At 52.4% G+C, this 25339-nt stretch carries 24 protein-coding genes, 2 tRNA genes and 1 riboswitch; of the genes, 7 read left to right on the top strand and 19 right to left on the bottom strand.

The window, feature by feature from the left end:
- Positions 1 to 24: 24 nt before the first annotated feature.
- Positions 25 to 1257 carry an acetate/propionate family kinase gene (locus ACFOSD_RS12345; protein WP_380696965.1) on the bottom strand — a complete coding sequence of 411 codons (1233 nt, stop codon included), beginning with the start codon at positions 1255 to 1257 and terminating at the stop codon, positions 25 to 27.
- A gap of 112 nt (positions 1258 to 1369) precedes the next feature.
- Here ACFOSD_RS12345 and ACFOSD_RS12340 point away from each other — a divergent pair, with 112 nt between their 5' ends.
- Positions 1370 to 2878, top strand: coding sequence for an alpha/beta fold hydrolase (locus ACFOSD_RS12340; protein WP_380696963.1), 1509 nt, complete (start codon positions 1370 to 1372; stop codon positions 2876 to 2878).
- On the opposite strand, the gene efpL is transcribed toward ACFOSD_RS12340, so the two are convergent.
- Positions 2875 to 3441, bottom strand: coding sequence for an elongation factor P-like protein EfpL (gene efpL, locus ACFOSD_RS12335; RefSeq protein ID WP_380696961.1), 567 nt, complete (start codon positions 3439 to 3441; stop codon positions 2875 to 2877). The genes ACFOSD_RS12340 and efpL overlap by 4 nt on opposite strands.
- Positions 3442 to 3571: 130 nt before the next feature.
- On the opposite strand from efpL, the gene rimO reads away from it, so the two are divergent.
- Complete coding sequence (gene rimO / locus ACFOSD_RS12330; RefSeq protein WP_380696959.1) at positions 3572 to 4885, top strand: 30S ribosomal protein S12 methylthiotransferase RimO; 1314 nt, start codon at positions 3572 to 3574, stop codon at positions 4883 to 4885.
- 131 nt (positions 4886 to 5016) lie between these two features.
- On the opposite strand, the gene ACFOSD_RS12325 is transcribed toward rimO, so the two are convergent.
- The 6 genes from ACFOSD_RS12325 to ACFOSD_RS12300 are packed head-to-tail and all read right to left on the bottom strand — an operon-like array spanning position 5017 to position 10811.
- Complete coding sequence (locus ACFOSD_RS12325) at positions 5017 to 5367, bottom strand: Na+/H+ antiporter subunit G (RefSeq protein WP_380696957.1); 351 nt, start codon at positions 5365 to 5367, stop codon at positions 5017 to 5019.
- A gap of 11 nt (positions 5368 to 5378) precedes the next feature.
- The gene (locus tag ACFOSD_RS12320) at positions 5379 to 5648 is read right to left on the bottom strand and encodes a K+/H+ antiporter subunit F (RefSeq protein WP_380696955.1); all 270 of its coding nucleotides are present in this window, start codon (positions 5646 to 5648) and stop codon (positions 5379 to 5381) included.
- Positions 5648 to 6166: a Na+/H+ antiporter subunit E gene (locus ACFOSD_RS12315; RefSeq protein WP_380696953.1), complete on the bottom strand. Its 519-nt coding sequence runs from the start codon at positions 6164 to 6166 to the stop codon at positions 5648 to 5650. The genes ACFOSD_RS12320 and ACFOSD_RS12315 overlap by 1 nt, the downstream gene beginning before the upstream one ends.
- 1 nt (position 6167) lies before the next feature.
- Positions 6168 to 7685 carry a monovalent cation/H+ antiporter subunit D gene (locus ACFOSD_RS12310; RefSeq protein ID WP_380696951.1) on the bottom strand — a complete coding sequence of 506 codons (1518 nt, stop codon included), beginning with the start codon at positions 7683 to 7685 and terminating at the stop codon, positions 6168 to 6170.
- Positions 7682 to 8020 carry a Na+/H+ antiporter subunit C gene (locus tag ACFOSD_RS12305; protein ID WP_380696949.1) on the bottom strand — a complete coding sequence of 113 codons (339 nt, stop codon included), beginning with the start codon at positions 8018 to 8020 and terminating at the stop codon, positions 7682 to 7684. The genes ACFOSD_RS12310 and ACFOSD_RS12305 overlap by 4 nt, the downstream gene beginning before the upstream one ends.
- A 1-nt stretch (position 8021) precedes the next feature.
- Positions 8022 to 10811 carry a monovalent cation/H+ antiporter subunit A gene (locus tag ACFOSD_RS12300; RefSeq protein ID WP_380696947.1) on the bottom strand — a complete coding sequence of 930 codons (2790 nt, stop codon included), beginning with the start codon at positions 10809 to 10811 and terminating at the stop codon, positions 8022 to 8024.
- Positions 10812 to 11036: 225 nt separating this feature from the next.
- On the opposite strand from ACFOSD_RS12300, the gene ACFOSD_RS12295 reads away from it, so the two are divergent.
- From ACFOSD_RS12295 to ACFOSD_RS12285, 3 genes are all read left to right on the top strand, one after another.
- Positions 11037 to 11375 carry a nucleotidyltransferase domain-containing protein gene (locus ACFOSD_RS12295; protein ID WP_380696945.1) on the top strand — a complete coding sequence of 113 codons (339 nt, stop codon included), beginning with the start codon at positions 11037 to 11039 and terminating at the stop codon, positions 11373 to 11375.
- Positions 11372 to 11632 (top strand): HEPN domain-containing protein, encoded by a 261-nt coding sequence (locus ACFOSD_RS12290; protein WP_380696943.1) that lies wholly within the window; start codon positions 11372 to 11374, stop codon positions 11630 to 11632. Before ACFOSD_RS12295 ends, ACFOSD_RS12290 begins: the two co-directional genes overlap by 4 nt.
- 235 nt (positions 11633 to 11867) lie before the next feature.
- Entirely contained in the window at positions 11868 to 13277 is a 1410-nt protein-coding gene (locus tag ACFOSD_RS12285) for a plasmid pRiA4b ORF-3 family protein (RefSeq protein ID WP_380696941.1), read from the top strand.
- 78 nt (positions 13278 to 13355) lie between these two features.
- Here the strand turns inward: ACFOSD_RS12285 and ACFOSD_RS12280 are convergent, their stop codons facing one another.
- From ACFOSD_RS12280 to ACFOSD_RS12250, 7 genes are all read right to left on the bottom strand, one after another.
- On the bottom strand, positions 13356 to 13478 hold the full coding sequence (locus tag ACFOSD_RS12280; RefSeq protein WP_380696939.1) for a hypothetical protein: 123 nt from the start codon (positions 13476 to 13478) through the stop codon (positions 13356 to 13358).
- 136 nt (positions 13479 to 13614) lie between these two features.
- Positions 13615 to 14121, bottom strand: coding sequence for a 6,7-dimethyl-8-ribityllumazine synthase (locus tag ACFOSD_RS12275; protein WP_380696937.1), 507 nt, complete (start codon positions 14119 to 14121; stop codon positions 13615 to 13617).
- Between the two features lie 77 nt (positions 14122 to 14198).
- Positions 14199 to 14343, bottom strand: a riboswitch (FMN riboswitch).
- 110 nt (positions 14344 to 14453) lie between these two features.
- Entirely contained in the window at positions 14454 to 15116 is a 663-nt protein-coding gene (locus ACFOSD_RS12270; protein WP_380696935.1) for an HAD family hydrolase, read from the bottom strand.
- Between the two features lie 286 nt (positions 15117 to 15402).
- Positions 15403 to 15657: a YdcH family protein gene (locus ACFOSD_RS12265; protein ID WP_380696933.1), complete on the bottom strand. Its 255-nt coding sequence runs from the start codon at positions 15655 to 15657 to the stop codon at positions 15403 to 15405.
- A gap of 385 nt (positions 15658 to 16042) precedes the next feature.
- A tRNA-Gly gene (locus ACFOSD_RS12260) sits at positions 16043 to 16118 on the bottom strand.
- 2 nt (positions 16119 to 16120) lie between these two features.
- Positions 16121 to 16196, bottom strand: a tRNA-Glu gene (locus ACFOSD_RS12255).
- A 91-nt stretch (positions 16197 to 16287) separates the two neighbouring features.
- A complete protein-coding gene (locus tag ACFOSD_RS12250; RefSeq protein ID WP_380696931.1) occupies positions 16288 to 17238 on the bottom strand; it encodes a hypothetical protein in 951 nt (316 codons plus the stop codon).
- A 145-nt stretch (positions 17239 to 17383) separates the two neighbouring features.
- On the opposite strand from ACFOSD_RS12250, the gene ACFOSD_RS12245 reads away from it, so the two are divergent.
- A complete protein-coding gene (locus tag ACFOSD_RS12245; protein WP_380696929.1) occupies positions 17384 to 18310 on the top strand; it encodes an AEC family transporter in 927 nt (308 codons plus the stop codon).
- On the opposite strand, the gene ACFOSD_RS12240 is transcribed toward ACFOSD_RS12245, so the two are convergent.
- The 3 genes from ACFOSD_RS12240 to ACFOSD_RS12230 form a co-directional block, all read right to left on the bottom strand.
- Positions 18288 to 18920 carry a 1-acyl-sn-glycerol-3-phosphate acyltransferase gene (locus ACFOSD_RS12240; RefSeq protein WP_380696927.1) on the bottom strand — a complete coding sequence of 211 codons (633 nt, stop codon included), beginning with the start codon at positions 18918 to 18920 and terminating at the stop codon, positions 18288 to 18290. The two genes, ACFOSD_RS12245 and ACFOSD_RS12240, sit on opposite strands and share 23 nt — an antisense overlap.
- A 102-nt stretch (positions 18921 to 19022) precedes the next feature.
- Positions 19023 to 19415, bottom strand: a complete 393-nt coding sequence (locus tag ACFOSD_RS12235; protein ID WP_380696925.1) for a YchJ family protein — start codon at positions 19413 to 19415, stop codon at positions 19023 to 19025.
- Positions 19416 to 19557: 142 nt separating this feature from the next.
- Complete coding sequence (locus ACFOSD_RS12230) at positions 19558 to 21150, bottom strand: isocitrate lyase (protein ID WP_380696923.1); 1593 nt, start codon at positions 21148 to 21150, stop codon at positions 19558 to 19560.
- A gap of 314 nt (positions 21151 to 21464) precedes the next feature.
- Here ACFOSD_RS12230 and ACFOSD_RS12225 point away from each other — a divergent pair, with 314 nt between their 5' ends.
- Complete coding sequence (locus tag ACFOSD_RS12225; protein ID WP_380696921.1) at positions 21465 to 24059, top strand: bifunctional diguanylate cyclase/phosphodiesterase; 2595 nt, start codon at positions 21465 to 21467, stop codon at positions 24057 to 24059.
- Here ACFOSD_RS12225 and ACFOSD_RS12220 read toward each other — a convergent pair.
- The gene (locus ACFOSD_RS12220) at positions 24050 to 25333 is read right to left on the bottom strand and encodes a TRAP transporter large permease (protein ID WP_380696919.1); all 1284 of its coding nucleotides are present in this window, start codon (positions 25331 to 25333) and stop codon (positions 24050 to 24052) included. The two genes, ACFOSD_RS12225 and ACFOSD_RS12220, sit on opposite strands and share 10 nt — an antisense overlap.
- Positions 25334 to 25339: the final 6 nt, after the last annotated feature.

Raw genomic sequence — 25339 nt, 5'->3', positions numbered from 1 at the left:
GTCGTTATCGCGCTGCTAAGCGGCTCAGTGATCCCATGATGCCTGAACCAAACGCTGTGTGTCTTGTGCTATTAACCATTCTTCTCGGGTCGGAATCACCATAACGGCAGGTTCGCGGGTGGTACTCACTAATCCCATTTGATCACGGCCATGCGACAGGTTGGCGGTCACGTCAAGGTTTAGCCCCAACCACGACAAATGATGCACGACTTGCGTACGGATGTTTGCCGCATTTTCACCAATTCCGCCGGTGAACACGAGGGCATCAAGACCGCCCGTGGCAACAGTAAGGCTGGCAATGGCCTTCGCCAGCCGGTAACAAAACACATCAATGGCTAATTGAGCGCGGGCTCGTTGTGGTTCGGTGATCTCCGCTGATGTACTCTCTGCCGCTTCCATCAGGGTTCGCATGTCGTTTGACAGCCCGCTGATGCCCAACAAGCCGCTTTCCTTATTCAGTACATGCGTAATTTCACCAAGGGATAGGCCCGTGCGTTGTGCGAGGAAGTCATGCAGGCTGGGGTCAATATCCCCACATCGGGTGCCCATGACCAGCCCCTCCAGCGGGGTCATGCCCATGGTGGTATCGAGGCTTTGCCCATTTTTTACGGCGCATGCCGAGCATCCGTTACCTAAGTGTGCTGTTATGAGTCGATGACTCTCGGGGTCTAAATCGAGCCGCGCCACGGCTTCGGCACTGACGTAGCGGTGCGACGTGCCATGAAACCCATAGCGGCGGACCCCATGGTCTTTATAGTAGGCGTAAGGCAGTGCATAGGTGTAGGCTGCCGGTGGCAACGACTGATGAAACGCGGTGTCGAACACGGCAACTTGTGGTAAATCGGGAAATAAACGTTGTACAGCACGGATGCCTTCCGCATTGGCCGGATTGTGCAGCGGGGCCAAATGCGCCAATTGCTCAATGGTGTTCATGATGGTGTCGTTGATGCGCACCGACGCGCTGAAGGCTTCACCGCCATGTACCACCCGGTGCCCAACAGCATGCAGTTGGTTGGTATTCAGTCCTGCGTTGGTCATGGCGGCAATCAATTGACCGAAGGCTGCGGTATGATCGGCGCCGGCGATGTCGAGCGTTTGTTTGCCAGATTCGGGAGTGCGCCAGGTCAGTTGCGCTTGTGGCGTCAAGAGTCGTTCGGCAAGGGCCGTGAACACTTCTTGGTTTTGCTGTAGATCGAATACCGAACTTTTGAGCGACGAGCTGCCGGAATTAAGCACGAGGATTAAAGATGCCGTCATGATGCCGTCCTGGTTAAACTTCGTTGGTGCATGGTTGCATCGACGTGGTGTGTGCGACGCGTGTGCGGTAAGTGTAGCATTTCATGTAGGAAGAAGAATGTTGGGGAAAAGAATGACGTATCGATATCGCCGCTTTCTCGGTTGGAGCGTACTGCTGGTTTTAAGCAGCCTACAGGTGCAAGCGGAAGGGCCAGATTGGTACGGGGCTTTACAGCCCGGAGGATATCTCTGGGTAGTTACGCCTGACGACAGCACCTTGCGCGTAAACGGCGACTACGAGGAAGTAACACCACCACGAACCTTGGTGGCTTTCGGGCGCGATGAGTCGGGGCAGGTAACCTTGGAGCTAACCACGCCGGAAAAAGGCTACCAATTATGGGACCTCATGTTAGACCAACGAAACTACCGAGAACAGCGCGTCAACGGTGTGCCACCGAACACGGTATCCCCTAGCCCGGAAGAACAGGCCCGCATCGCCCGAGACAGTGAAGCTTTGCGCATGGCGCGCGCCAGCGTAACCCAGCGCGATATTGGTGCAAGTATGCCGTTTGCCTGGCCTTTGTACGGTCGGATGACGGGCGTCTATGGTAGTCGCCGCTGGTACAACGGCGAACCGGGCAGTATTCACTGGGGCATCGATATCGCCCGACCCACCGGCACGCCTGTATTTGCGCCTGCGGATGGCCGCATTACCTTGGCAGACGACCTGTTTTTATCCGGTAAAACCATTCTGCTAGACCACGGCCAGCAATTGACGTCATCGTTTTTGCATTTGTCTGAGTTGACAGTGCAAGAAGGTGATCGTATTCGGCAAGGCGATATGATCGGCAGGGTAGGCACGACAGGTCGCTCTACCGGGCCCCATTTGGACTGGCGAATGGACTGGCGAGGGGTACGCATTGATCCCGCTCTGTGGGTGCCCGACATGGAAGATGTGTGTACCTTTGAGGGGGATGGTGATGAGCTGGTGATAGTCCTGCATGGCTTGGGGCGCACCCCGTTTTCCATGAATGACATGGCGGATGCGTTGGTCGACGCTGGCTACAGTGTGTGCAACCAGGGGTATCCATCACGCGATGCCACGGTACAGATGTTGTCTTCTTATGTTGCGAGTGCGGTGCAAAAGGCACGCGCCGAAGGTAAGCAGACCGTACATTTTGTCACGCACAGCATGGGCGGTATTTTAGTGCGTTATTATCTCACGCACAGTAGCCATGAGTTGGATGGACGCGTGGTGATGTTGGCACCCCCGAACCAAGGCAGCGAAATTGTGGATACGCTGGAGCAATGGCCGGGTATTTTTGAGCAAATTCTCGGGCCAGCCGCCCGACAATTGAGTACCGATGCTGACAGCCTACCCAATCAACTGCCGCCACTGGACAAAGAAATCGGGGTGTTGGCCGGTGATCGCAGCTCTGATCCATGGTTCGATGGCCTTTTTCGGGACGATGCACACGATGGCAAAGTCAGCGTCGAAAGCACGCGTTTACTGCGCATGACCGACCACCGAGTAGTGCCAGCCGGGCATACCTTTATCATGAACAACAACCGGGTGCAGGAAGAAGTATTGTCCTTCCTGCGTTATGGCCATTTTTTAACGGACGAAATGGCCAGCGACTAAACCCTGCCCATGAATTTTTTCGAGTCCGTATTGACCTTAACGATGTCACCTTGGGCCACGTACTCCGGCACCTGAATCACTACACCACCGGCCAACGTAGCTGGTTTGGTGCGTGCGGTCGCGCTAGCCCCTTTCAGTGTCGGGGTTGTTTCAATGATTTCTTTTTCCACCGATTGCGGCAACTGAATGGCCACCAATTTATCGGTGACCAGCAGGCCGACCAAGCCTTCCATGCCGTCGTGCAACCACTCGGCGGTGTCACCCAATTCGGTTTCTGACAAGGTATGTTGGGCGTAGTCTTCATTGTCCATAAAGGTGTAGAAATCACCGTCTTTGTACACGAACTGCATATTGCGATGTTGGGTATCTACGTCGGGAAGAATGTCGTCGCCTTTGTAGGTGTGTTCCCACTTTTGCCCGGTAATCAGGTGATTAAAAATGACTTTATACAGGGTTGAGGCGCCACGCGCCGACGGCGCTTTGATATCGATGCTACGTACCTGATACTGCCCACCGTTCACCGCAACGACAAATCCTACTTTCAGTTCCGACGCTCTTGCCATACACCAAATTCCACAGGTTGAGATGGCGCGCAATATAGCGCAACGGTAGAAAAAAGCCATACTGCTTGCACCTTTATTCCAGCTCCGTACAATCAGCGCCCCGGTTGAATTTTTGTACAGGCACAGCACCATGACTCAGCAAGGTAAAGTCGGATTCGTTTCTCTCGGCTGCCCGAAAAACACGGTTGATTCAGAACGGATCATCACCCAATTGCGCAGCGAAGGATACGACCTAGTACCGAGCTACCACGATGCCGATGTGGTGATCGTGAACACCTGCGGGTTTATCGACAGTGCCGTGCAAGAGTCACTGGATGCGATTGGCGATGCCTTGAAAGAAAACGGCAAGGTGCTAGTCACCGGATGTTTGGGCGCGCGCGAAGATGAAATTCGCCAGGTTCACCCGAATGTTATGGCGGTTACCGGCCCACATGCTTATGAAACCGTGGTTAACCAAGTGCACGAGGTTATTCCACCCAAGCACGACCCCTTCACCAGCTTGGTGCCGCCTGCCGGTTATAAACTCACGCCGCGCCACTATTCGTATTTAAAAATTTCCGAAGGCTGCAACCACCGTTGCACCTTTTGTATTATTCCTTCCATGCGCGGTGATCTGGTCAGCCGTCCGATCGGTGATGTGCTCAATGAAGCTAAGCGACTGGTCGAAGCCGGGACCCAGGAATTGCTGGTGATATCGCAAGACACCTCGGCCTACGGCGTGGATGTAAAATACCGGACCGGTTTCTGGGACGGCCAGCCGGTCAAAGCACGCATGACCGAAATGTGCCGCGAATTGGGCAAATTGGGTGCCTGGGTGCGCCTGCATTATGTTTACCCCTACCCGCATGTGGATGAAATTATTCCCCTGATGGCCGATGGTTTGGTGTTGCCTTACCTCGACATTCCTTTTCAGCACGCCAGCCCGCGTATTTTGAAATTGATGAAGCGTCCGGCGCACAGCGAAAAAGTGTTAGAGCGCATCAAACGCTGGCGTGAACAAGTGCCCGAGTTGACCTTACGTTCAACCTTCATTGTCGGCTTCCCCGGTGAAACCGAAGAAGACTTCCAGATGCTGCTCGACTTCCTCGAAGAAGCACAGCTTGATCGGGTAGGCTGTTTCCAATATTCCCCCGTGACCGGCGCTACCGCCAATGAACTGCCTGACCCGGTGCCAGAGCACATTAAGCAAGAACGCTATGACCGTTTCATGCAGGTGCAACAACGTATCAGTGCGGCCCGCTTACAGTTGAAAGTGGGTAAAGAAATGGACGTGATCATCGACGAGGTGGTGGAAGAGGGCGCGGTAGGCCGCACGATGGGGGATGCCCCGGAGATCGACGGCCAAGTGTTCTTAGACAATCAAACCCACCTGAAGGTGGGAGAGATTGTGCGGGTGGTGATAGAGGAGGCGGATGAGTATGATCTATGGGCCCATCCCGTCTAAAAGCTACTCTTTCTCAATCTAGCGTTGTTAAAGAAGCCCTCAATTCACGCTCATTTACTGGGTGTAAACTCGGCTCATTTCAGTCTTCTTTGCCTAGCTAGATTTTCGCCTTAGTAGCTTTTAAAAATACGTCAATGCTTGTCGTTATCCAGGTTCCGCCACGGCTCACCCTTGGTGGCGGGACTGCGCTTCACCTGCAAATGCATTGCCGCTTTCGCCATCATATGCCCACTGACGGGCGCGGTAATAAACAAGAACATTGAAATCATCAGTTCGTGAATGCTCAGGGTGCCTTTGGTGACGCTGAAGTAAATCACCGAGCCAATTAATGTACCACCCACCCCAAGCGTTAACCCCATGGTCGGGGCATGCACGCGTGTATAGAAGTCGGGGAAACGTGCCAAACCAATGGAACCGGCGAGCGCAAACAGGGCCCCACCGATCAGAAAAAACGCAATAATAGCTTCAATCCACAAGGGCATGGAAAGTCTCCTTATTCAATGAGGTTGCCGCGCAGTATGTACTTACATACCGCAACGGTGCCGACAAAGCCCATCATGGCGATCAACAGGGCGGCTTCAAAAAACATCGTGGTGTTCAGCCACATACCAAACACGATGATCAGTGCAATGGCGTTCACGTACAGCGTGTCCAGCGTCAGGATACGATCGGGTAGGTCTGGGCCCTTCACCATGCGATACAGCGTCAGCAATGCAGAAATACTGTACAACACCAAGGTCACCATAATGGCAAACTGCAACATTAGAATATCTCCTTCAGCGGTGCTTCATAGCGCCCTTTAATATCGGCAATGGCCGCAGCGATATCGGGCACATGCAGGCCATGGACAAGAATTTTATCGCGGGCTGGCGAAACGTCGGCGGATACCGTACCCGGCGTTAACGTAATGGTGTTGGCCAAAACCGTAATGGCAATCGGGTTGGCGATGTCCAGCGGCACCTCAAAAAAAGCTGGCTGTAAGTTACGTACGGGCCCAAGCGTGAGGCGCAGCACCGCAATGTTGGACATCGTAATATCCCACAGCACCAAGAAGGCATAACGGATCAGCGGCACCCAGCCACGTATTTGAACCGGAAAGGCCCACAACCGTTGGGTCAACCACGGTAAAAACCACCCTAAGAACAGCCCCATCAATAGACTGCCCACAGACGGAGACTCGGCCAGAATCTGCCAAACCACCACCAACACCAAGCTCACCAGCGGGTGGGGTAGCCACTGCCGTGGTGGGAGCGGCTGTTGTCCATCTTCACGAATAGGCATATTAGAAACCTCCGCGCTGAGTCGAACCCAAGACTGCACGTACGTAGCTATCCACATCCATGACTTGGGCTGCGGTTGCGCTGACGTACTGGATAACAGGTTCACCGAATATCGATAAAGCCGGGCTGATCATCAATAGAACGCCCGCCACCAATAACTTCATTTTGTCGGCTTTTCGGCCACTATTGGGTTGTTCCGTGACACGCCAAAAAATGGTACTGCCCGCCCGCGAGAGTGAAATCAGCGCGACCAACCCGGCCGCGAGTAAAATCAACCACATCAGCGGGGCGAAACTTTGTCCAGCCGAACCTTGTAAGATCAGCGCCTTGCCGATAAAGCCGGAGAGCGGCGGTAACCCTGCCACACTGGCCGCTGAAAAGAAAAAGATGACGCCTAACAAACGGGGTTGCGCGACCACCGGAGCAGGTGACAAATCATCCAGCACCGCACCGCGTTGCCCGGCAATGATGTCGGCCAATAAGAACAAGGCAGCGGTAATGAACGTCGAGTGAATTAAGTAGAACAAACCACCGATCAATGTCGGTTCATGGTTGGACGCGACTACAATCAATAAGGTGCCGACGGACACAATCACCAAATAAGACACCACACGCTTCAAGGTGCGTGCACCAATGACCCCAATCGCACCAAATACCATGGTCAGTGCCGCAATCGGCCACAGCCACGCATCAATGCTACCGGCCACGGCGCCTGCGCCATCACCGAACAGAAGACCATGTACACGTAAGATGCTGTAGACACCCACTTTCGTCATAATGGCAAACAAGGATGCCACCGAAGGACTGGCCGAGCTGTAGGCATTGGGCAGCCAGAAATACAACGGCAGCATGGCGGCTTTCAGGCCAAACACAATCAGCAAAATCAGCCCGCCAGCGCGCGCCAACGGTAAGTCTGCCGCCGGTACATCACGCATCGCCAGTACCATATCGGCCATGTTCAGCGTACCTAAAACGCCATACAGGGTGCCGACGCCGATCAAAAACAAGGCAGACCCAGTGAGGTTTAAGATGACATAGTGCAAGGTGGCGCGCGTGCGGGCCGGGCCTGCGCCGTGCATCAACAAACCATATGACGAGATCAATAAAATCTCGAAAAATACGAACAGGTTGAAAATGTCGCCGGTTAAGAACGCCCCCTGAATGCCCATCAATTGAAAATGGAACAGCGGGTGAAAATTTCGGCCGGGCTTGTCATCGCCACGAATACCATAAAGCAGCGCCAGCATCGCCAGTACAGCGGTCATCATCAGCATCATGGCGGCTAAACGGTCCAACACCAGCACGATACCAAAGGGCGGTACCCAATTGCCGACGGCGTAGACTTGATAATCGCCAGTCGCTGCTTGCTGCAGCAGTACCCACATCATCGGCACGGCCAGTACCGCCGAGGTCACACTCACAATTCGCTTGGCATCACGACTGGCGCGGGCCATGAAAATGAGCAGAACGCCGGTCAGTAGTGGCCATATCACCGGGAGCGTTATCCAGTGTTGCATCATCGTCCTGGCTCCTGCTCTTCGTTGCCATCCACATGGTCATTGCCCATCTCGCCACGTGCACGCAGTGCCAACACCGTCACAAACGATGTCATAGCGAAGCCGATCACAATGGCCGTCAGTACCAGGGCTTGTGGAATGGGGTCCGTATAGGAGGCTTCTGCTTCAATGATGGCGGGAGCACCGGTGCGTAAACGGCCCATCGCGACCAAGAACAGGTTCACCGCATAAGACAGCATCATCAACCCGACGACCACCGGGAAGGTTCTGGCCCGCAGCAGCAGGTAAATTCCACAGCCGGTGAGTACGGCCACGACAAGTGCATAAAGAAGTTCCATGTCAGAGCTCCGAATCGTCACTGGAGAAAGGAGTAAGTTTGCCCAGGTTGGCGAGAATCAGCAGCGTTGCGCCAATCACCGCCAAATAAACACCCAAGTCAAACGCCATGGCGGACGCCAGTTCAATGTGGCCTATGAATGGGATATCGACATAGTCATGCCACGACGTGAGCAATGGCTTGCCGAAGACCCAGGCTCCCATGGCGGTGATGGCAGCGACCAACACACCCGAGGCCACCACAGGGTGGTAATTACCGGACATACGGCGGTTGGTCCACGCCAAACCATTGGTCAGATACTGCAACAGCAGCGCAATCGCGGTGATCAAGCCAGCAATAAAACCGCCGCCGGGCAGGTTGTGTCCGCGTAAGAAAATGTACACTGACACCATTAATGCCAGCGGCAATAACGGCATGTTCAATACGGTCAGTAACAGCGGGTGACGGTCCAGCGCAAAATGGCGCTGTGCTGTCATGGTCGGGTTGAACAGTTTCATGCCATCCAATAGACCGAAGATACCAATAGCCGCAATCGCCAACACCGTAATTTCACCGAAGGTATCAAAACCCCGGAAGTCCACCAGAATCACATTCACCACGTTGGCACCACCGCCACCGGGTACACTTTGCTGCAAATAGTATTCGCCAATACTCTCGCCGGGGCGGGTGAGAATGGCAAAGGTAATCACCCCAATCACCAACGCGCCCAACACCGCGATAAAACCATCACGCCAAATGCGGCGGTAGGAGGAATCAAACGGGCTCTTTTCGGGCAGCAAGAACAGAATCAGCATTAATAACACCAAGCTCACGACTTCTACCGACAGTTGTGTGAGTGCCAGATCGGGCGCTGAGAAGCGTGCAAACGCTAAAGCTACCCCCAAACCAACCACGCTAATAAACAGCAAGGCCGCTAAACGCTGGTGATGCCAAATGGTGGTGCAGAGCGCCGTGACGATCATCGCAATGGCGATTACCACCGATGGTATATCCAAGGGCTGCAGACTAAGCGAGCCTTGCCATTGTTCCAATGACCACAGGGCAGAACCCGCAGCAACGATGGTTAAGCTGATCAGCATAGCGAGATAGCTTTGCGGACGCCCGCTTTCCAGTAACTTGGTGATCTTACGGGCCGGCACTATGTAGCCGTTGTGCAAGATATACTCAAACACCAAGGGCGCACTGAGAGGGGGTAACTTATCCCACAAAGCGAACAACCGATGACGCAAGGTGTACACCACAATACCTAAGGCCATGGCGGTCACGGACATGATCAACGGCAAGTTGATACCGTGCCACAGCGACAGGGAATAATAGGGTAGCGGTGCTTGCGTAGCGGCACCCGCTGCTGCGTTCAAAATACTGCCGATGAACACCACAGGGAAAATGCCCACGGCTAAGCACAGGAACACCAGGAACAACACCGGCGCGCGCATAAAAAACGGCGCTTCATGCGGTTTTTTCGGCAGGTTTTCGGCTTTCGGGCCAAAGAACACACTGTGAATAAAGCGCACCGAATAGGCGACGGAGAAGATTTTCGCGAACACTGCGATCACCGGAATTAACCAGCTCCATCCGCCCAGCACACTTTGCTCTAGCGATTCTGCCAGGAACATCTCGGTACTTAAGAATCCGTTTAACAACGGGACCCCAGCCATCGCAGCGGTGGCGATTAACCCCAGCGCCGCCGTATAGGGCATATAGTGTCGCAGCCCCGATAGCAAGCGGATATCCCGCGTGCCGGTTTCATGATCCACAATGCCCGCCGCCATAAATAATGACGCCTTAAAGGTCGCGTGGTTCATCAAGTGAAATAACGCCGCCAATACGGCCAGGTGCGTATCCAAGCCAAACAGCAGCGTAATCAGGCCCAGGTGGCTGATGGTGGAGTAGGCCAGCAAGCCTTTTAAATCGTGCTTGAACAACGCGACCACCGCGCCCAATGTTAAGGTGGCCAAACCGGTGAGCGAGACAATGACAAACCACATCTCTGTACCGGATAGGGCGGGGTACAAACGTGCCAGCAAGAAAACACCCGCTTTCACCATGGTAGCCGAATGCAAATAGGCCGATACCGGCGTAGGGGCCGACATCGCGTGGGGTAACCAGAAGTGGAACGGAAATTGGGCCGATTTGGTGAACACACCCAGCAGCACCAGCAGAATGATGTAGGGATAATACGCATGGGCCCGAATTTGGTCGCCCGCCGCGAGCACATCGGTCAAATCAAACGAACCCACCACATGGCCGATCAACATCACACCGGCCAACAGCGCCAATCCGCCACCACCGGTGACCGTCAACGCCATACGCGCGCCGCGCCGCGCATCCGAGCGGTGGCCCCAAAAGCCAATCAGCAAGAACGAACTTAAACTGGTGAGCTCCCAAAACAGCACCAACAACAGCAGGTTATTGGCCGTGACCACACCCATCATGGCGCCCATGAACAGCAGTAAAATACCAAAGAACCGACCCATAGGGTCCTTCTCCGACAAATAGTACCGCCCATACAAAATCACCAATAAACCGATGGCTAAAATCAGCAGCGCGAACAGGAAAGACAAACCATCCAAACGGAAACTGATGTTCAAGCCCAGAGAAGGCAACCAGTTCCAATAGATGGTCTGCACTTCTCCCGCAAACACCGAAGGCGCTTCCCGGAACAGCAACACCAACGCAATGGCTGGCGCGACAGCGGTCGCCCATGCCGACGCATTGCGGCCGTAGCGAATGAACAGGGCGGGTAGAACCACCCCGATAAAGGGTAAAAAAACGATCAGAGCGAGCGTCATCGAACCTACATCCCTAATGCACGTTTCTGTTCGCCTGCCTCATGAAACAGGCGTGAAAGCGCCGGATTATAGACACAAAATTCACCAGATGCTGCACCAAAAATAAAAAAAGTTTAGGTATATATAAGAAGGAAGACTTTTGTGTCGTGTTTTTGAAATTTTGACAGTATTTCATTCGCCAGATCGTAGGGTTATTATGAAGACTAGATTAACTGCGGAGTTAGCATGTATTCGATTGATTGTCATACAGAGCAGGCAGTCCGCCGCTTCCTTGAATTGATCAGCAACCGATTCGAACTGGCTGGCGCAATTGTCTTTGGGAGCAGGGCACGCGGAACGCATCGATCAGACAGTGATGCAGACGTTGCTGTTCTATTGCGTGGCCCACATCAGCGTTTCTTGACCGCCAAACTGAATATGGCAGACATCGCTTTCGACGTATTGCTTGAAACAGATATTCTGATATCTCCGCTTCCTGTTTGGTTGGATGAGTGGGAGCATCCAGAAAACTATTCGAATCCAGACTTGTTGCGCACTATTGCCCGAGAGGGAGTCCGGTTGTGACTAATCGACAATTGACACCTGAAGCGCTTATGTTGAAAGCAGACACAGCCTGTTCGTCAGCACGCGCATTGCTTGAATTGGGTGATGTTGATGGTGCGGCCAACCGAGCTTATTACGCTATATTTGATGCGTCCCGTGCTGCTTTACTTGCGTCAGGTGCGCCCGTTGGGGCAGATATAGGCCGCACCCATAGTGGCTTGATTGGAGCTTTTGGGATCTTTCTGTTCAAGAATGGTCCGGTATCAAAAGAGGTTTGACGGCTTTAGAACCGTGCGCATGAAATCCGTTTAGTGGCAGACTACAACGGAGACTCTGTTGAACGTTCAGACGCAAAGCAAATGTTAGAGCAGGCTGAGCTTTTTGTATCTGCAATGCGAGCGGAATTCATGTCCTAAGTACTGCTGTGATCCGCACATATTGTAATCCGCGCTCTACAATCCGAATATCTTGAACCATATACTCGTCCACAGCTCCGTTCCAAAAGGCCGAATTATGAATCTAGGCACCGCCTACCACCTGAAAGTCACCCTCAAGCATACTGAACCCTTGGTTTGGCGACTGATTGCGGTAGACAGCCAAACCACGTTGGAGCGTTTGCATCATATTCTGCAAATTTCGTTGGGTTGGACAAATTCACATCTGCATTTGTTTGAGTCGTCTCAGGAGCGTCGCTTTGGCTGTTTGGCGCACGATGAAGATAACATGCTGGCGCTGGAAGATGAGCGGGCGTTCACCGTTGGTCAGTTGCTCTACGTTGAGAAGCAAACCCTGAAGTACGAATATGACTTTGGCGACGGTTGGGTGCATGAGGTTCGATTGGAGCGCATTTTGCCCGATGCCGACCTTTCTGTGTTACCGAGATGTCTAGAGGCGCATGCTCAGTGTCCGCCGGAAGATGTGGGTGGGTTAGACGGCTTCGAAGAATTCAAAGAAGCGATGGCTGACCCGGAACACGAAGAGCATGAAGATGTTATGTTGTGGAATGGTGGCCATTTTGATCCATTGGACGTAAGCCTGGAAGAAATCAACGACGATTTAGCCAACATTGAGGACATCATCGCGGAATGTGACAGGGATGATGATTTTCCCGATTTTGGCATGCCGGATTTTCAGGGCTTTAACCCACAGCAAATGCATGCGTTGTTGTACAGTACGTTTGATTGTCCGGAGGTCGTTCAATGGGCTGATTCAGCAGCGGAGGCAGAAAATAGCCCGGTTGTTCGCTTACTGTCGGTGCTGTTTGAGTCATTGAATGAAAAGGAAGTTACGCTGACCAAAAAGGGTAATTTGCCGGGCGCGATGGTGAAAGCTATGTTGGCTGCCGTGGTTGACTGCAATTTAGATATCTATCACTGGCGGCCGAATCAATCAGTGCGCGGTGAGGACGATGCCAGTGCGGTACACTTTACTCGGATTGTCGCCGAGGTTTCCGGATTGCTGCGGGTAGCAAAAGGTAAGCTCAATATCACGGCAAAGGCCCGCAAGCTGTTGAAGAGCAAAGGTTGGGGAGGTGTCCATGCGTTGATGTTGGAGGCGTTTTTCCAGCAATTCAATTGGGCCTATATTAGTGGGGGTTCGCCGATGATGGGGCTACGTACGACAGCCCCGTTCACCTTTTGGTTGCTGCATCGTCATGGCGAGCAATGGTTGAGCGATGGTCATTATGCCCGGATGCATCTGTCGGCTTTCCCGCAGTTGATGCAGGAGTCTGAGGTTGACTATTGCTCACCGGAGGACGATGTTATAAACGTTTATTGTCACCGGGTTGGCCTTGTTTTGCAGTTGTTGGGGCTTATTGACGTGCAGGAGGTTAGGCAGCCGGGTGCACCGGCCTATCCCATATCATTGCATTGGCGTGCATCGCCGTTGTTTGGGCGCGTTTTGCAGTGGCAGGTTTATTGATGGGGGGAGTCTGTGGATTGCGGCATCGAGCTCCTCAAACAGGATGACAACCCGAGTCCCGCTTTCTTTTACTCAGTGTTAAAGCTTGAGCAACTCTAGTTGTAGTTTGTATTTCTGTTTTTCATAGGGCTTACGGCGCATTCGGTTGCGGTAGGTGCTTTCCTGCCAGTCGGGTTGCTGTTCATCGTCGGAGTCTTTCATCGTGTCACCTTCTGCTGTGAACCTGTTTCTCATGGTACATGGTTTCTTATGAGGCAACACATGAACAAACGATAACCCAGCCAAGGCGGTAGATTTTCAGTGCCATGGCCGGGTTGATGCAAAATAACCCTACAGACTATTGGTCATGCAGTTTTCTGATGTGGCTAAGGCTTTTTAGTGTTTCTAGGCATGCCTGCGCAACCTCCGCTCCTTTGGCCAAAAAGTGATTGGCAAAGAACTGGAGGTGATCTTCATGTTCATGAAAGTTGTGGGGGGTAAGTACGGCCGAAAACACCGGAATATCGGTGGTGAGCTGTACCTTCATTAAACCGTCAATAACGGAAGACGCCACGTATTCGTGTCGGTAAATACCGCTGTTGACCACAAAGGCGCAGGCAATCACGGCTTTAAACCTTCCACTTTTGGCAAGCATTTTGGCGTGAAGGGGTATTTCAAACGCGCCGGGAACCTCAAAAAACTCAACATCATTCCCGTGCACACCGTTCTGATCAAAATGGCTTTTGATCGACTGAATGGCGTTGTGCACGATGGGTTTATGCCAACTCGCAGAAATAACCGCAATTTTTTGCGGTTCAACGGTGGAAGGCATTGGGTGGAGCGAAGCTTCAGTGTGCTGATTCATAGTTTTCTCTTTGAAGAAGTGACTGAATCAGAGCGAATGCACAAAAAACCCTTCACCTGGGGTGAAAGGTTATTGATGCACGGTCTCTTTCATCCGGACTATTACCGTCGGCTCTGGAATTCGACCAGATCTGCTGACCCCAAGCCAGGGCTTGGGCGCTCGTGGGCTTCTGCATAAGCAGCTACCACCGGTGGGGAATTGCACCCCGCCCTGAGAACGTTGCCGGAAAATCCGGCAAGCGCATTCTAAGTATTGAGGTGGGGTATCACAAGAACAAACATTACGGCGGCCGGGTTCCGCAGGTGTTATGGGATAATTTGCGGATCAAAACACTATCTCAGCAGTGAATGTCTAACATATTCAATAACATTCGGCATGCCATCAAGTACAGCTAGGGCATCTCCGAAGTCGTGATGCATTGACATTGGGGTTGGTACTGCCAAACAACGGATGCCAGCAGCATGTGCCGCTTTTAAGCCATGTTGCGTGTCTTCAATAGCTACACATTCTGATGCTTGCACACCAAGCTTTTTCATGGCGAGGAGGTAACAGTCAGGAGCGGGCTTACTCAAACTAACATCATCTCCTGAAACAACAGCAGAAAAGACGCTACCGAGATCATTCGCCCTGAGAGTTGCATCAACCCCTTCGAAGCCTGCGCCAGTAACGATGCCGAGTGTTAGTCCGCGTTCGCGAAAATCCATGATGGCATCAAGTGCGCCATTCATCAGTGGAAAGGAATTTCCACGCAAAAACTCTCTAGTAGCTGCATTCTTTTCTTCAGCGATTGCTTCGGGCGTAACATCGATCTGAAACCGACGTACAACATCAATCGCGTTAGCATTAGTTGGCACGCCTGCATAGTGCTCTTTATATTGCTGCTCAGTAAGTGAGATTCCATACCGTGATAATACTGTCACCCACAAATCAAAATGAATTGGTTCGGAATTGACCAATGTTCCATCGTGGTCAAAGAGTATTGCTCGAAGTGGCATGTTGCGGGTTTCCTTGAATTGGGGTCATTAAGCTAAAAATCATAATGTATTTTATTCGCTGCACAAATTCATTTTATTGACTAATAATTCAGCGCATTCTTAGGTCACACCTCGCGGTATTCGTAGCGGTGTGCAATACGTTCGCCATCCCAAATCAGGGTGTAATGGCCGCCTTGGGTGGCGGGGCCTAGAGCATCCGGGCGCAAGACGGCCAGTATCTCGGACTCAGAAAGATTGAAGGCATGTCTCAGGCTGCTTTTTGTTTCAAATGCGGCTGGAGGAGCATCTAAAGAGCTTCAGCGGCCGCTTTTTGCAGCATGTGGTACAGCTCGTCTTTTAGGTGAACGCGGCGCTGTTTGGCGTCTTCTTCCTCTACCGTTTTTACCGGGGTGACTTCGTTTTCCATGTTTTCAATCTGCCGCGTCAGTTCATGGTATTCATCAAAAAGCTTTCGGAAGTGGGCATTGTTCAGTTTTAAAGCGTGTATTTCATCTTTGAATTCGGGCAGGTCATTTCCGAGGGTGTGGTGTTCAACAGCCATGGTGTCTTCCTTTTTTCTACAGGATTAAGTTAGCAATTAAATTAAAGCTAATGCGCTCATGGTAGACCCATCCTAGACAGGCGGATATGACATAGATCAGGGTTTGATGTGCGAGGGCCGTTATACATGCTGGGTTGAATCTTGTTGATCGCAAACAAAAAGAAGCAGCCCTGAGGCTGCTTCTTTAAATTTGGAGCGGGATCAATTCGCCGGGAGCGAATTAACATGGCCACTAGGCCCCCGTAGGGTGGGTTCCATGGATGGAACCCATACATCGAGACGTAGGCTCGTTGACCGCAAACTACTGGCAACTGCTCCTGCGTTGCCAGCATACCGTCCATCCATGGACATAAAAAAAGCAGCCCTGAGGCTGCTTTTCATAATTTGGAGCGGGAAACGAGACTCGAACTCGCGACCCCGACCTTGGCAAGGTCGTGCTCTACCAACTGAGCTATTCCCGCAATGGCGTCCCCTAGGGGACTCGAACCCCTGTTACCGCCGTGAAAGGGCGGTGTCCTAGGCCACTAGACGAAGGGGACGCAAACCTTCGTGTGTAACTCCGTTTGGAGTGGCGCGTATATTACCAATCCTTTTTTTGAATGCAACACCTTTTTATTAAAAATCAACGAATTAGGGCAACTTACTGATGGGCTGGACGGTTCTTTCCAACCAGTATCGAGCTATAGGCCGTTCTATCATGGGCAACACATAGAGTGGAATTTGGCCTAAGGCAAAAAATGCCAGTACGTTAATGGATACCTGATCAGCCAGGGTGAGATAGAGTAAGCCTAAATTGGCTTGGCCGGATACCAAACCAATCGCTAGGGCAGTGGCGGGCTCTTCTCGAAAAAACAACAAACTGCTAAGTGCGTTCAAACCAAAAATGGTGAGAGTACTTACCAACAGCACACTGAGCGCAATCAACGGTTGTTGCATAGACCAAGCAAGAATGCCGTCCATCATGCCAATGATGAATATCGAGATAAAAATCACCGAAAGCCCATCAATTATGCTGGCATTGCGATCAATGCGAGCTTGCCCTAATGCTTTCTTTAGCACGGTCGCGCCTGCAAGAGCTATCGCGACGACGATGCCAAGGCGCTGCATTAAGTCAATGAAGGATAGGTCGATATTGATGTTCAATAAATATAAGGCAATAGGAGGGATGGTTAAGGGGCACAGAAGCAGTGTGACGAGAGTGGTGATTAAGGTGATCCGAGCATCCAATTTCATAAGCAACGCCAATGCGCCACAGGCAGTGACAGGGGGCGCGGCGGCGGCTAAGACAGCGCCATGCAATAAGTGCTCTGGTAAGTTGGCTGCGCGTCCCACTAGCCAAACCAGTATCGGAGCGGTAATCAACATCCAAACACTGACCCAAAACAAGAGTTGCCAACGTTTCAGTGCAGCCAATTGACCTTGCCATGCTACCCGAGCAATAGACAGCATAAGAGGAAAGACAACGGCGGGTAAAAGCAAGCTTTGGGCAACAGCAGCAAGTGCAGGAAACAAAATCCCGATGACCAAGCCCATAGGCATAACCCAAGTAGCGTGTCTGCCGAGCCAATGAAAGATGATCATCAAAATACTCCAGCGATACGCCAACGTTATGTGTTTATGGTATCAAGGTGCGGAGGATGTAGCAATTTACATGAAGGATGTTCTTCCGAGGCTATGGGCTGTGAGTTACTATCATTAGCCTCTTATGATGGTAAGGGCTGTCCTTATGTGGCCGCTGATTAATGCGTTAGGTCCGGTGTTTTTGGTTATTCTGCTTGGCGTTGCGCTGCGTCGTTTGGCGTTTCCCACCTTTGACTTCTGGCCGCAGTTGGAGCGTTTGGTCTACTTCGTGTTGTTCCCGGCGATGTTGGTGAGCGAGTTGGCTACCGCAGATTTTTCTGGCTTGTCGGTTACGCGCGTGCTGTTGGCGGTGGTGGGTATGCTGGCGGTAATGACCCTGGTTACCTTGGCATTAAAGCCGGTGGTCAGTAAGAACGGTGCCCAGTTTACGTCGGTCTTCCAAGGCGGCATGCGTTTTAACTCGTTCATTGTATTGGCGGTGGCGTCCGAACTGTTTGGTAGCTCGGGTTTGGCGTTGGCGGCGGTGATCATGGCGTTGATGATTCCGCTGTTGAATGTGTTGTGTGTTGCAGTGTTTGCGTTTTTTGCCGGTGATGAGCGTGCGAGCATTGGCTCTACCATCAAGGCGATTGGAAAGAATCCGCTGATTCTTGGGTGTGTGATCGGTATTACGTTGAATGTGACAGGTATTGGCCTGCCAGGCTGGAGTCGCCTCACCGCTGAAATTTTGGCTCGCTCGGCGTTACCGTTAGGCCTGTTGGCAGTCGGGGTAGCGTTGAATTTGGACGCCTTGCGGGCGGGTAAAATGCCGTTGGTTTACGCCAGTCTGTTGAAGTTTTTAGCCATGCCTGCGGTGGCCATTGGGTTCAGTTTATTGTTGGGTTTGAGTTTTCAGGAACAAAGTGTCTTGTTGCTGTTTGCGGCCATGCCTACGGCAACATCGGCTTATATTTTGGCGCGCCAACTGGGAGGCGACGCGCCGCTGATGGCTGCAATTATCACCGCGCAAACCTTGTTGGCGATGGTGGTTCTGCCCGTGGTGTTGTATTTCAATCAGGTGTTTTTTGGTTGATTCGGGCTAGGTAGCGCTCTTTAACCGGAGCAGACAGTCGCTCGGGATGTCGCGGCGTTACGCTGGCAAACCAGGTGTGAAACTGCGCAAAGTCTGCTTCTTGATTGTCGGTTGGCATAAACACCGCAGGATAGGTCACTTCTTTTTTCACGTAATCGGCGGTGGCCACCACAACGGGTACCTTGGCCTCTTTGGCGATGCGATAAAAGCCGGTTTTCCAAGCGGCGGCATTACTGCGCGTGCCTTCCGGGGTTACTACCAAGACCAGTTTGTCGCGCTGACGAAACTGTTCAACCGCCTGTTCGACCACGCTGCCGGCTTGACCCCGGTTGATGGGGATGGCGCCAAATCGACGCAATAATGCACCCATCGGCCAGAAAAACAACGAGTCTTTGATCATGATGGTGGCCGGTATGCCGATGGCGGAAGCGCCCATCAAACCGATGATGCCATCCCAATTCGATGTGTGCGGGCCACCGATGGCGACCGCTTTTTTCACATCAGGAAAAGGCGCAATGTTCCAACCAAGCCACCGAAGAAGTAGGCGACAAGTAGACTGTGTTAACGAGGTTGACGGGTGATTGTAGTGCGCCTGTTTATTGTTGTTCATGGCGGTCTCTCTGTTGATCCAAAACGGCATTATAGAAGCAAGCATACATCAGCATGGACGTGTTTAGATGGCAGTAGCGTAAGAATCGTAGGAAAACATGGGCTATTGAGGCTTTGAATAGGTCGACGTCTTGCCATCAACATAGTACCAGCGACCGTGTTCGCGTACAAAGCGCGAATGTTCTTCTAAGCAGTGGGTTGTGTTCCCTTCTTGAAAGTGCGCTTTGAAATGCACTGTCCCATCGTTGCCTTCCATGGTGGCGGTAAGTACATCCAACTTCAGCCATTGGGGATTGTCCGTCAGCGTTAGGTCTGCTGGTCGTGTGCTGGTGTGCCAGGTGGCTTGTAAATACTTTGTCAGACCCAGCGCATTGGCACTGTAACGTGAGCGCATAAGTGCCTCGGGGGTGGGTGCGGCGGTGCCCTTGTGGAACGGGCGGCAACAGCGTCGATAGGTATGGGTGCTACCGCAGGGGCATATTTGGATGTCCGTCATCGTCTTCAACAGCGCAGAAGTTGTGCCGCAGTATAACGCAGACTAATGCGCAAAAAAACGGCGCCCAAATACTTGGGCGCCGTAAGGGGATGCACTTGCATCAAGGAGTGGAGCGAAATCTAAATCTGTACGGTTCTGTCAATCAACCGAACTGGTTCATCGTGTTGTCCTTACCACCGGCCTTCAGCGCGGCTTCACCGGCGAAGAACTCTTTGTGGTCGTCCCCGATGTTCGAGCCCGCCATGTCTTGGTGTTTCACGGTAGCGATGCCTTGGCGTAGTTCTTCACGTTGTACACCCTTCACATAGGCCAGCATACCTTCGTCGCCGAAGTAGCCTTTAGCCAAGTTGTCGGTAGACAAGGCCGCTGTGTGGTACGTTGGCAAGGTGATCAGGTGGTGGAAGATACCCGCTTCACGCGCGGCATCACGCTGGAAGTTGGCGGTCCACTCGTCGGCGGTCTTACCCAACTCGGTGTCGTCGTATTTCACGTTCATCAGGTCGGCACGTTCGTAGGTAGACACGTCCTTACCTTCGGCTTGCATGGCATCAAACACCTGCTGGCGGAAGTTCAGTGTCCAGTTGAACGATGGGCTGTTGTTGTAAACCAGCTTGGCATCCGGAACGACTTCTTTAATGCGGTTCACCATGCCAGCGATCTGGCCAACGTGCGGTTTTTCTGTTTCGATCCACAGCAGGTCGGCACCGTTTTGCAGGCTGGCGATGCAGTCCATCACTACGCGGTCTTCACCTGAACCGGCTTTGAACTGGAACAGGCCAGAGGCCAAACGCTTAGGCTTGATCAGCTTGCCGTTTTGCTTGATCACCACGTCGCCGTTGTTGATGTCGGCAGCGCTAGAGATTTCTTCGCCATCGATGAAGCTGTTGTATTGGTCGCCCAAGTCGCCTGGCTCGTTGGTTACCGCGATTTGCTTGGTCAGGCCAGCACCTAAAGAGTCGGTACGGGCTACGATCACGCCGTCGTCCACACCCAGTTCCAAGAAAGCCAAACGTACTGCGTTGATCTTCGCCAAAAAGTCAGCGTGTGGCACAGTCACTTTGCCGTCTTGGTGGCCACACTGTTTCTCGTCCGATACCTGGTTCTCGATCTGAATACAGCACGCACCGGCTTCGATCATTTTCTTCGACAGCAGATAGGTCGCTTCCGCGTTACCGAATCCGGCGTCGATGTCCGCGATGATCGGCACAACATGCGTTTCATGGTTGTCGATTTGTTGCTCAATACTGCGTGCTTTCACTTGATCACCAGCGGCGTGGGCTTCTTCCAACTGACGGAACAGGTGATTCAGCTCCCATGCATCGGCTTGACGCAAGAAGGTGTAGAGTTCTTCAATCAAGGCTGGCACCGACGTTTTTTCATGCATGGACTGGTCTGGCAGTGGGCCAAACTCGGAACGTAAAGCCGCAACCATCCAGCCAGACAGGTACAGGTAACTGCGCTTGGTGGTTTTGAAGTGCTTTTTGATGGAAATCATTTTCTGTTGGCCGATGAAACCGTGCCAGCAACCTAAAGACTGGGTGTACTTTGAGGTGTCTTTGTCATAAGCCGCCATGTCTTCACGCATGATTTTGGCGGTGTACTTGGCAATGTCCAAACCGTTGTTGAACCGATTTTGAACACGCATACGCGCGGCATGCGCTGGGTTAATGGCGTTCCACGTTGGGTTCTTGCTCAATACGCTGGCAACAGCATCTATTTCGTTACGGTATGTCATGGTCGAGTACCTTTTTTATAAGCCGCGCTTGTTGGCGTCGGTGATTGATCAGTTCGGTATTCGTCGGTTTTGCTATGGTCATTGCGTTCCGTCGATGGAACATAATCTAGAGGTTGATCGTCCATTCAAGAAATTTATACGTTGGATTTTCGCCATTCATGGGGTGAATAAAGCGGAAAATCAGTCGGTTGCGAGGTGTAATCGTGTTTTATCGGAAATGCGCAGCACGAAAAATTTGATCGTTCGCAATTTTCTAATATTAAAGGCAGAATACGCCCTGGCGTGCGCTGTTTGCTGCTGTTATGAGGCGTTTCATGTTCAAACCGGTTCTTCCTAGTGAAATCACCCTGTCTTACCTGCCGTTTGTAAAGACTGCTTTGGTTGATTTTGGACGTACGGCCCGAGAGCCGGGGCTGTTGCAATCGGTTTTGTGGTTTTTGTTGGTGCTGAGTCTGTTCACGTTTGTGCCTGGGCTCCTGAATATGTCGGCACCCAGTGTGTCTGTGAACGCTTATTTGCCGTTGCATACGGCGCTGGAGTTTGCGGCCATTTCCATTGCAATCATTATCTTTACGGTGGGTTGGGCGCATACGCAGGTTGAACCGACTTTTCGCATGGTGGTTTTGGCCGCGGCGTTTTTCGCGGTCGCTTGGTTGGATTTTTCGCATACCCTGTCATACCCCGGCATGCCGGACTATTTCACGGCCAATTCACTTGAAAAAGCGATAAATTTCTGGCTCGCGGCCCGCTTTGTGCTGGCCATTGCCCTGTTGTTGATTGTACTTCCGGTCAGTGAGCGCGCGATGATGCGCCGTGTATTTTATGCGGCTACCGCTGTTGTTGTGCTGTATATCACCGGTATGCATCTGTGGTTTCTGGCTTTTGCGGAGTCTGTGCCACGCACCTTTATTCCCGGCACCGGGCTTACCGCGTTTAAAATCGGCGCAGAATACACTGTGATCGGGCTGCATTTACTGACGGCCTTGTTGGTGGTGTTGCGCTATCGCCTATTGCAGGGCTTTCAACCTGCGTTGTTACTGGGTGCCGTGGTGCAACTGTCGTTGAGTGAGTTCTTCTTTACGCTTTATGGTAACCCTTACGACCTGTATAACTTGGCCGGGCATATTCTGAAAGTAACCGGTTACGGTTTTCTGTTCCGAAGCTTCTTTTTTGAGGCGGTCACCGAGCCGTATCGTCGATTGTTACAAGCCCGCCGTACCTTGCTGGATACACTGGCCGACCAGCATTTGTCGGCTATTGCCTTTCATACTCGCGAGGCCATCATGATTACCGATGCGCAACGCAAGATCATTCGGGTGAACCCCGCGTTTACCGACATTACCGGTTATGCTGAATCGGACGTAATAGGCCAGAACCCTAAGATACTGAGCTCCGGGAGGCACGATGACGAATTTTATCGAGCCATGTGGCAGTGCATTAAAGAGCAGGGTACGTGGTCGGGTGATATCTGGAATAAACGCAAGTCGGGTGAAATATACGCTGAACATGCGGTCATTAATGCCGTATATGACCCCAGTGGCAATATTTCGCACTACATCGCCAGTTTCAGTGATGTGACGGAGCAGCTCAATGCCCAGGAACAAGCGCATCGGCTGGCGTATTTCGACTCTTTAACCGGGCTGGCTAACCGCCGGTTAATCATTGAGCATATTCGTGCTGCTCAAGCGGCGGGTGAACGCACTGGTGCCTATTCGGCGCTTTTGTTCATGGATTTGGACTACTTCAAACGTCTGAACGATACCTTAGGGCACTCCAAAGGCGATTTACTCTTACAACAGTTCGCCAGCCGGTTGCAGAACTATTTACGAGCGTCCGACACCCTGGCACGACCGGGCGGTGACGAGTTCATTTTGTTGGCGCGGAACCTCAATCAAGACAAACAGCAAGCCGCTATCCAGGTGGAAATTCTCGGCAATAAAATTCTCAACACCGTGCGTGAGCCCTTTGAACTGTCCGGACAAACCTACAGCATCACGGTGAGCATAGGCGTAATGCTGTTCGCCCGCGACCGGTTGTCCGTGGATGAGCTGTTCGCGTCAGCTGATCTGGCGATGTACCAATCGAAAGAGCTAGGCCGCAACCAACTGTATTTCTTTGAACCTGAAATGCAGGCCCGGTTGAACGAACGCACGGCCATTGAACAGGATTTGAACGAAGCGCTCGAACAGAACGCCGGGTTGCGCGTGTATTACCAACCCAAGGTTGATCTGCATGGCACGGTGAGGGGATATGAGGCACTGGTGCGTTGGCAGCATCCCAAACGGGGGTTTTTGAATCCCGGTGATTTTGTTGCGTTAGCCGAGTCAACCGGGCAGATCATTCACCTTGGACGTTGGGTGGCGCAAGAAGTCTTCCGTTTGCAGGCGGATAATAAGCGTGCTGGCATGCAGATGGTACCGATTGCCATTAATGTCAGCCCGCGTGAGTTCTTAGAACAGGACTACCTAAACTGGCTGGAAGAGCAGTTAAAGCTGTTCGACATAGAGCCGCAGTGGATTGAGCTGGAAATTACCGAATCGGCGGTACAGGGCAATTTTGCCTTGGTGCGTGAACGTCTGTATGTATTGCACAACATGGGCTTTCGACTGGCGATGGATGACTTTGGGACAGGCTATTCTTCACTGTCTTATTTGCAGCAATTGCCGCTGGACGTATTGAAAATCGACCAATCTTTCGTGGCGCACATGGTGGATCAGGCGACGGACCGAGCCATCATTACCGCCATACTGGCCATGGCCAAAGCCATGAATATGGTGGTGGTCGCGGAAGGGGTGGAAACCGCAGCCCAGTTTACCGCGTTGGCGGATCAGGGCTGTGATCTCTTTCAGGGTTATTATTGGAGCAAGCCTTTGCCTTGGTCAGAGCATTCTTCCGGCGTTCAACCATAAGCTAATTCGGGTAGAAACAAGGCGATTGATGGGAACATCACCAGCAATGCGGCGGCCAACAACAATAAGAACACAAAGGGCGGCGTGCCTTTGATCACTTCCCAATAGGGTCGTTTAAAGATCGCAATGGCGGTGAATATATCGCACCCAAACGGCGGTGTGGCAGAGCCAATGGCGACCTGCAAGGTGATCATGATGCCGACCAGAACGGGGTTGAGCCCGCTGGCTTCAATGGCGGGGGCGAAAATCGGCGTCAGCACCAAGATGACAACAATGGGATCGACGAACATACAGGCCACAAAAAACGCGATGGCGATGGAGATCAACACGCCATTAGGGCCCATGTCGGCAATGCCGATGGTTTCTAAAATCGCTTGTGGGATGCGCGCGAATGAAATAATCCACGAAAAGCTCGTGCCGACGGCGACCAAGATGAACACGACGGCGGTAATCAAACCAGTGGATTTGGCAATGCGGGCAATGTCGCTAGCTGACAGAGAACGGAAAATTCCGAATTCCAAAATCAAGGCGTAGAGCACGCAGGCGGCAGCGGCTTCCGTCGGGCTGAACACGCCGCCATAGATGCCGCCGACAATAATCACTGGAAAACCCATGGGCCATAAGGCTTTGAGCACCGCACTGCGCCGTTCGGCCCAGGATGCTTTCGGCTCGGTGGGGACGTTGTTCAGGTACGCATAGGCGATGCAATACACGGAAAAGAGCGCGAGAATCAGTAAGCCTGGGCCGATACCGGCCAGAAAGAGTTCCCGAATCGAGGTTCCGGAAATTACTCCGTAGATGATCATGCCGATGCTGGGGGGAATAAGAAACGCAATATCACTGGCGTTGATGATCAATGCCAAGGTGAAGGGGTCTTTGTATCCGGCTTTGAGCATTCGCGGCCGTAAGGGCGAGCCGATGGCAACGACCGTAGCCTGGGTGGACCCCGACACGGCACCAAATAATGTGCATGAGGCCGCTGTACTGACCGCTAAACCACCTTTGATGTGGCCGATGAAGGTCATGACCAGGTTGATCAAGCGTTGTGCGGACTGCCCTCGGGTCATAATGTCGGCCGCCAGGATGAACATGGGTACAGCGATCAGCGCGGTGGGTCGAATGCCTCCCAGCATTTGTTGCACCATAACGTTCATTTGGCCAAAGCCGTCAAAGGTCATGTAGAACCCTAATATGGCCGCCGCCGTCAGCGGTACCATCATCGGGAAGCCAAGCAGTAAAAGTCCGATCATGGTGATGATCATGAGCGTTGCCATGGGTAC

Origin of the sequence: Salinispirillum marinum (genome assembly GCF_042650105.1) — a bacterium.
GTDB classification, from domain to species: Bacteria; Pseudomonadota; Gammaproteobacteria; order Pseudomonadales; family Natronospirillaceae; genus Salinispirillum; species Salinispirillum marinum.
This window is presented reverse-complemented; position numbering and strand designations above follow the sequence as displayed.

Coding starts and splice junctions, on each gene's coding strand:
- ACFOSD_RS12285 (WP_380696941.1), top strand. CDS start 11,868: ATGAATCTAGGCACCGCCTACCACCTGAAAGTCACCCTCAAGCATACT.
- rimO (WP_380696959.1), top strand. CDS start 3,572: ATGACTCAGCAAGGTAAAGTCGGATTCGTTTCTCTCGGCTGCCCGAAA.
- ACFOSD_RS12325 (WP_380696957.1), bottom strand. CDS start 5,367: ATGCCCTTGTGGATTGAAGCTATTATTGCGTTTTTTCTGATCGGTGGG.
- ACFOSD_RS12320 (WP_380696955.1), bottom strand. CDS start 5,648: ATGTTGCAGTTTGCCATTATGGTGACCTTGGTGTTGTACAGTATTTCT.
- ACFOSD_RS12345 (WP_380696965.1), bottom strand. CDS start 1,257: ATGACGGCATCTTTAATCCTCGTGCTTAATTCCGGCAGCTCGTCGCTC.
- ACFOSD_RS12225 (WP_380696921.1), top strand. CDS start 21,465: ATGTTCAAACCGGTTCTTCCTAGTGAAATCACCCTGTCTTACCTGCCG.
- ACFOSD_RS12295 (WP_380696945.1), top strand. CDS start 11,037: ATGTATTCGATTGATTGTCATACAGAGCAGGCAGTCCGCCGCTTCCTT.
- ACFOSD_RS12310 (WP_380696951.1), bottom strand. CDS start 7,685: ATGATGCAACACTGGATAACGCTCCCGGTGATATGGCCACTACTGACC.
- ACFOSD_RS12275 (WP_380696937.1), bottom strand. CDS start 14,121: ATGAATCAGCACACTGAAGCTTCGCTCCACCCAATGCCTTCCACCGTT.
- ACFOSD_RS12340 (WP_380696963.1), top strand. CDS start 1,370: ATGACGTATCGATATCGCCGCTTTCTCGGTTGGAGCGTACTGCTGGTT.
- efpL (WP_380696961.1), bottom strand. CDS start 3,441: ATGGCAAGAGCGTCGGAACTGAAAGTAGGATTTGTCGTTGCGGTGAAC.
- ACFOSD_RS12315 (WP_380696953.1), bottom strand. CDS start 6,166: ATGCCTATTCGTGAAGATGGACAACAGCCGCTCCCACCACGGCAGTGG.
- ACFOSD_RS12300 (WP_380696947.1), bottom strand. CDS start 10,811: ATGACGCTCGCTCTGATCGTTTTTTTACCCTTTATCGGGGTGGTTCTA.
- ACFOSD_RS12280 (WP_380696939.1), bottom strand. CDS start 13,478: ATGAAAGACTCCGACGATGAACAGCAACCCGACTGGCAGGAAAGCACC.
- ACFOSD_RS12305 (WP_380696949.1), bottom strand. CDS start 8,020: ATGGAACTTCTTTATGCACTTGTCGTGGCCGTACTCACCGGCTGTGGA.
- ACFOSD_RS12240 (WP_380696927.1), bottom strand. CDS start 18,920: ATGAACAACAATAAACAGGCGCACTACAATCACCCGTCAACCTCGTTA.
- ACFOSD_RS12265 (WP_380696933.1), bottom strand. CDS start 15,657: ATGGCTGTTGAACACCACACCCTCGGAAATGACCTGCCCGAATTCAAA.
- ACFOSD_RS12230 (WP_380696923.1), bottom strand. CDS start 21,150: ATGACATACCGTAACGAAATAGATGCTGTTGCCAGCGTATTGAGCAAG.
- ACFOSD_RS12220 (WP_380696919.1), bottom strand. CDS start 25,333: ATGGCAACGCTCATGATCATCACCATGATCGGACTTTTACTGCTTGGC.
- ACFOSD_RS12245 (WP_380696929.1), top strand. CDS start 17,384: ATGTGGCCGCTGATTAATGCGTTAGGTCCGGTGTTTTTGGTTATTCTG.
- ACFOSD_RS12250 (WP_380696931.1), bottom strand. CDS start 17,238: ATGATCATCTTTCATTGGCTCGGCAGACACGCTACTTGGGTTATGCCT.
- ACFOSD_RS12235 (WP_380696925.1), bottom strand. CDS start 19,415: ATGACGGACATCCAAATATGCCCCTGCGGTAGCACCCATACCTATCGA.
- ACFOSD_RS12270 (WP_380696935.1), bottom strand. CDS start 15,116: ATGCCACTTCGAGCAATACTCTTTGACCACGATGGAACATTGGTCAAT.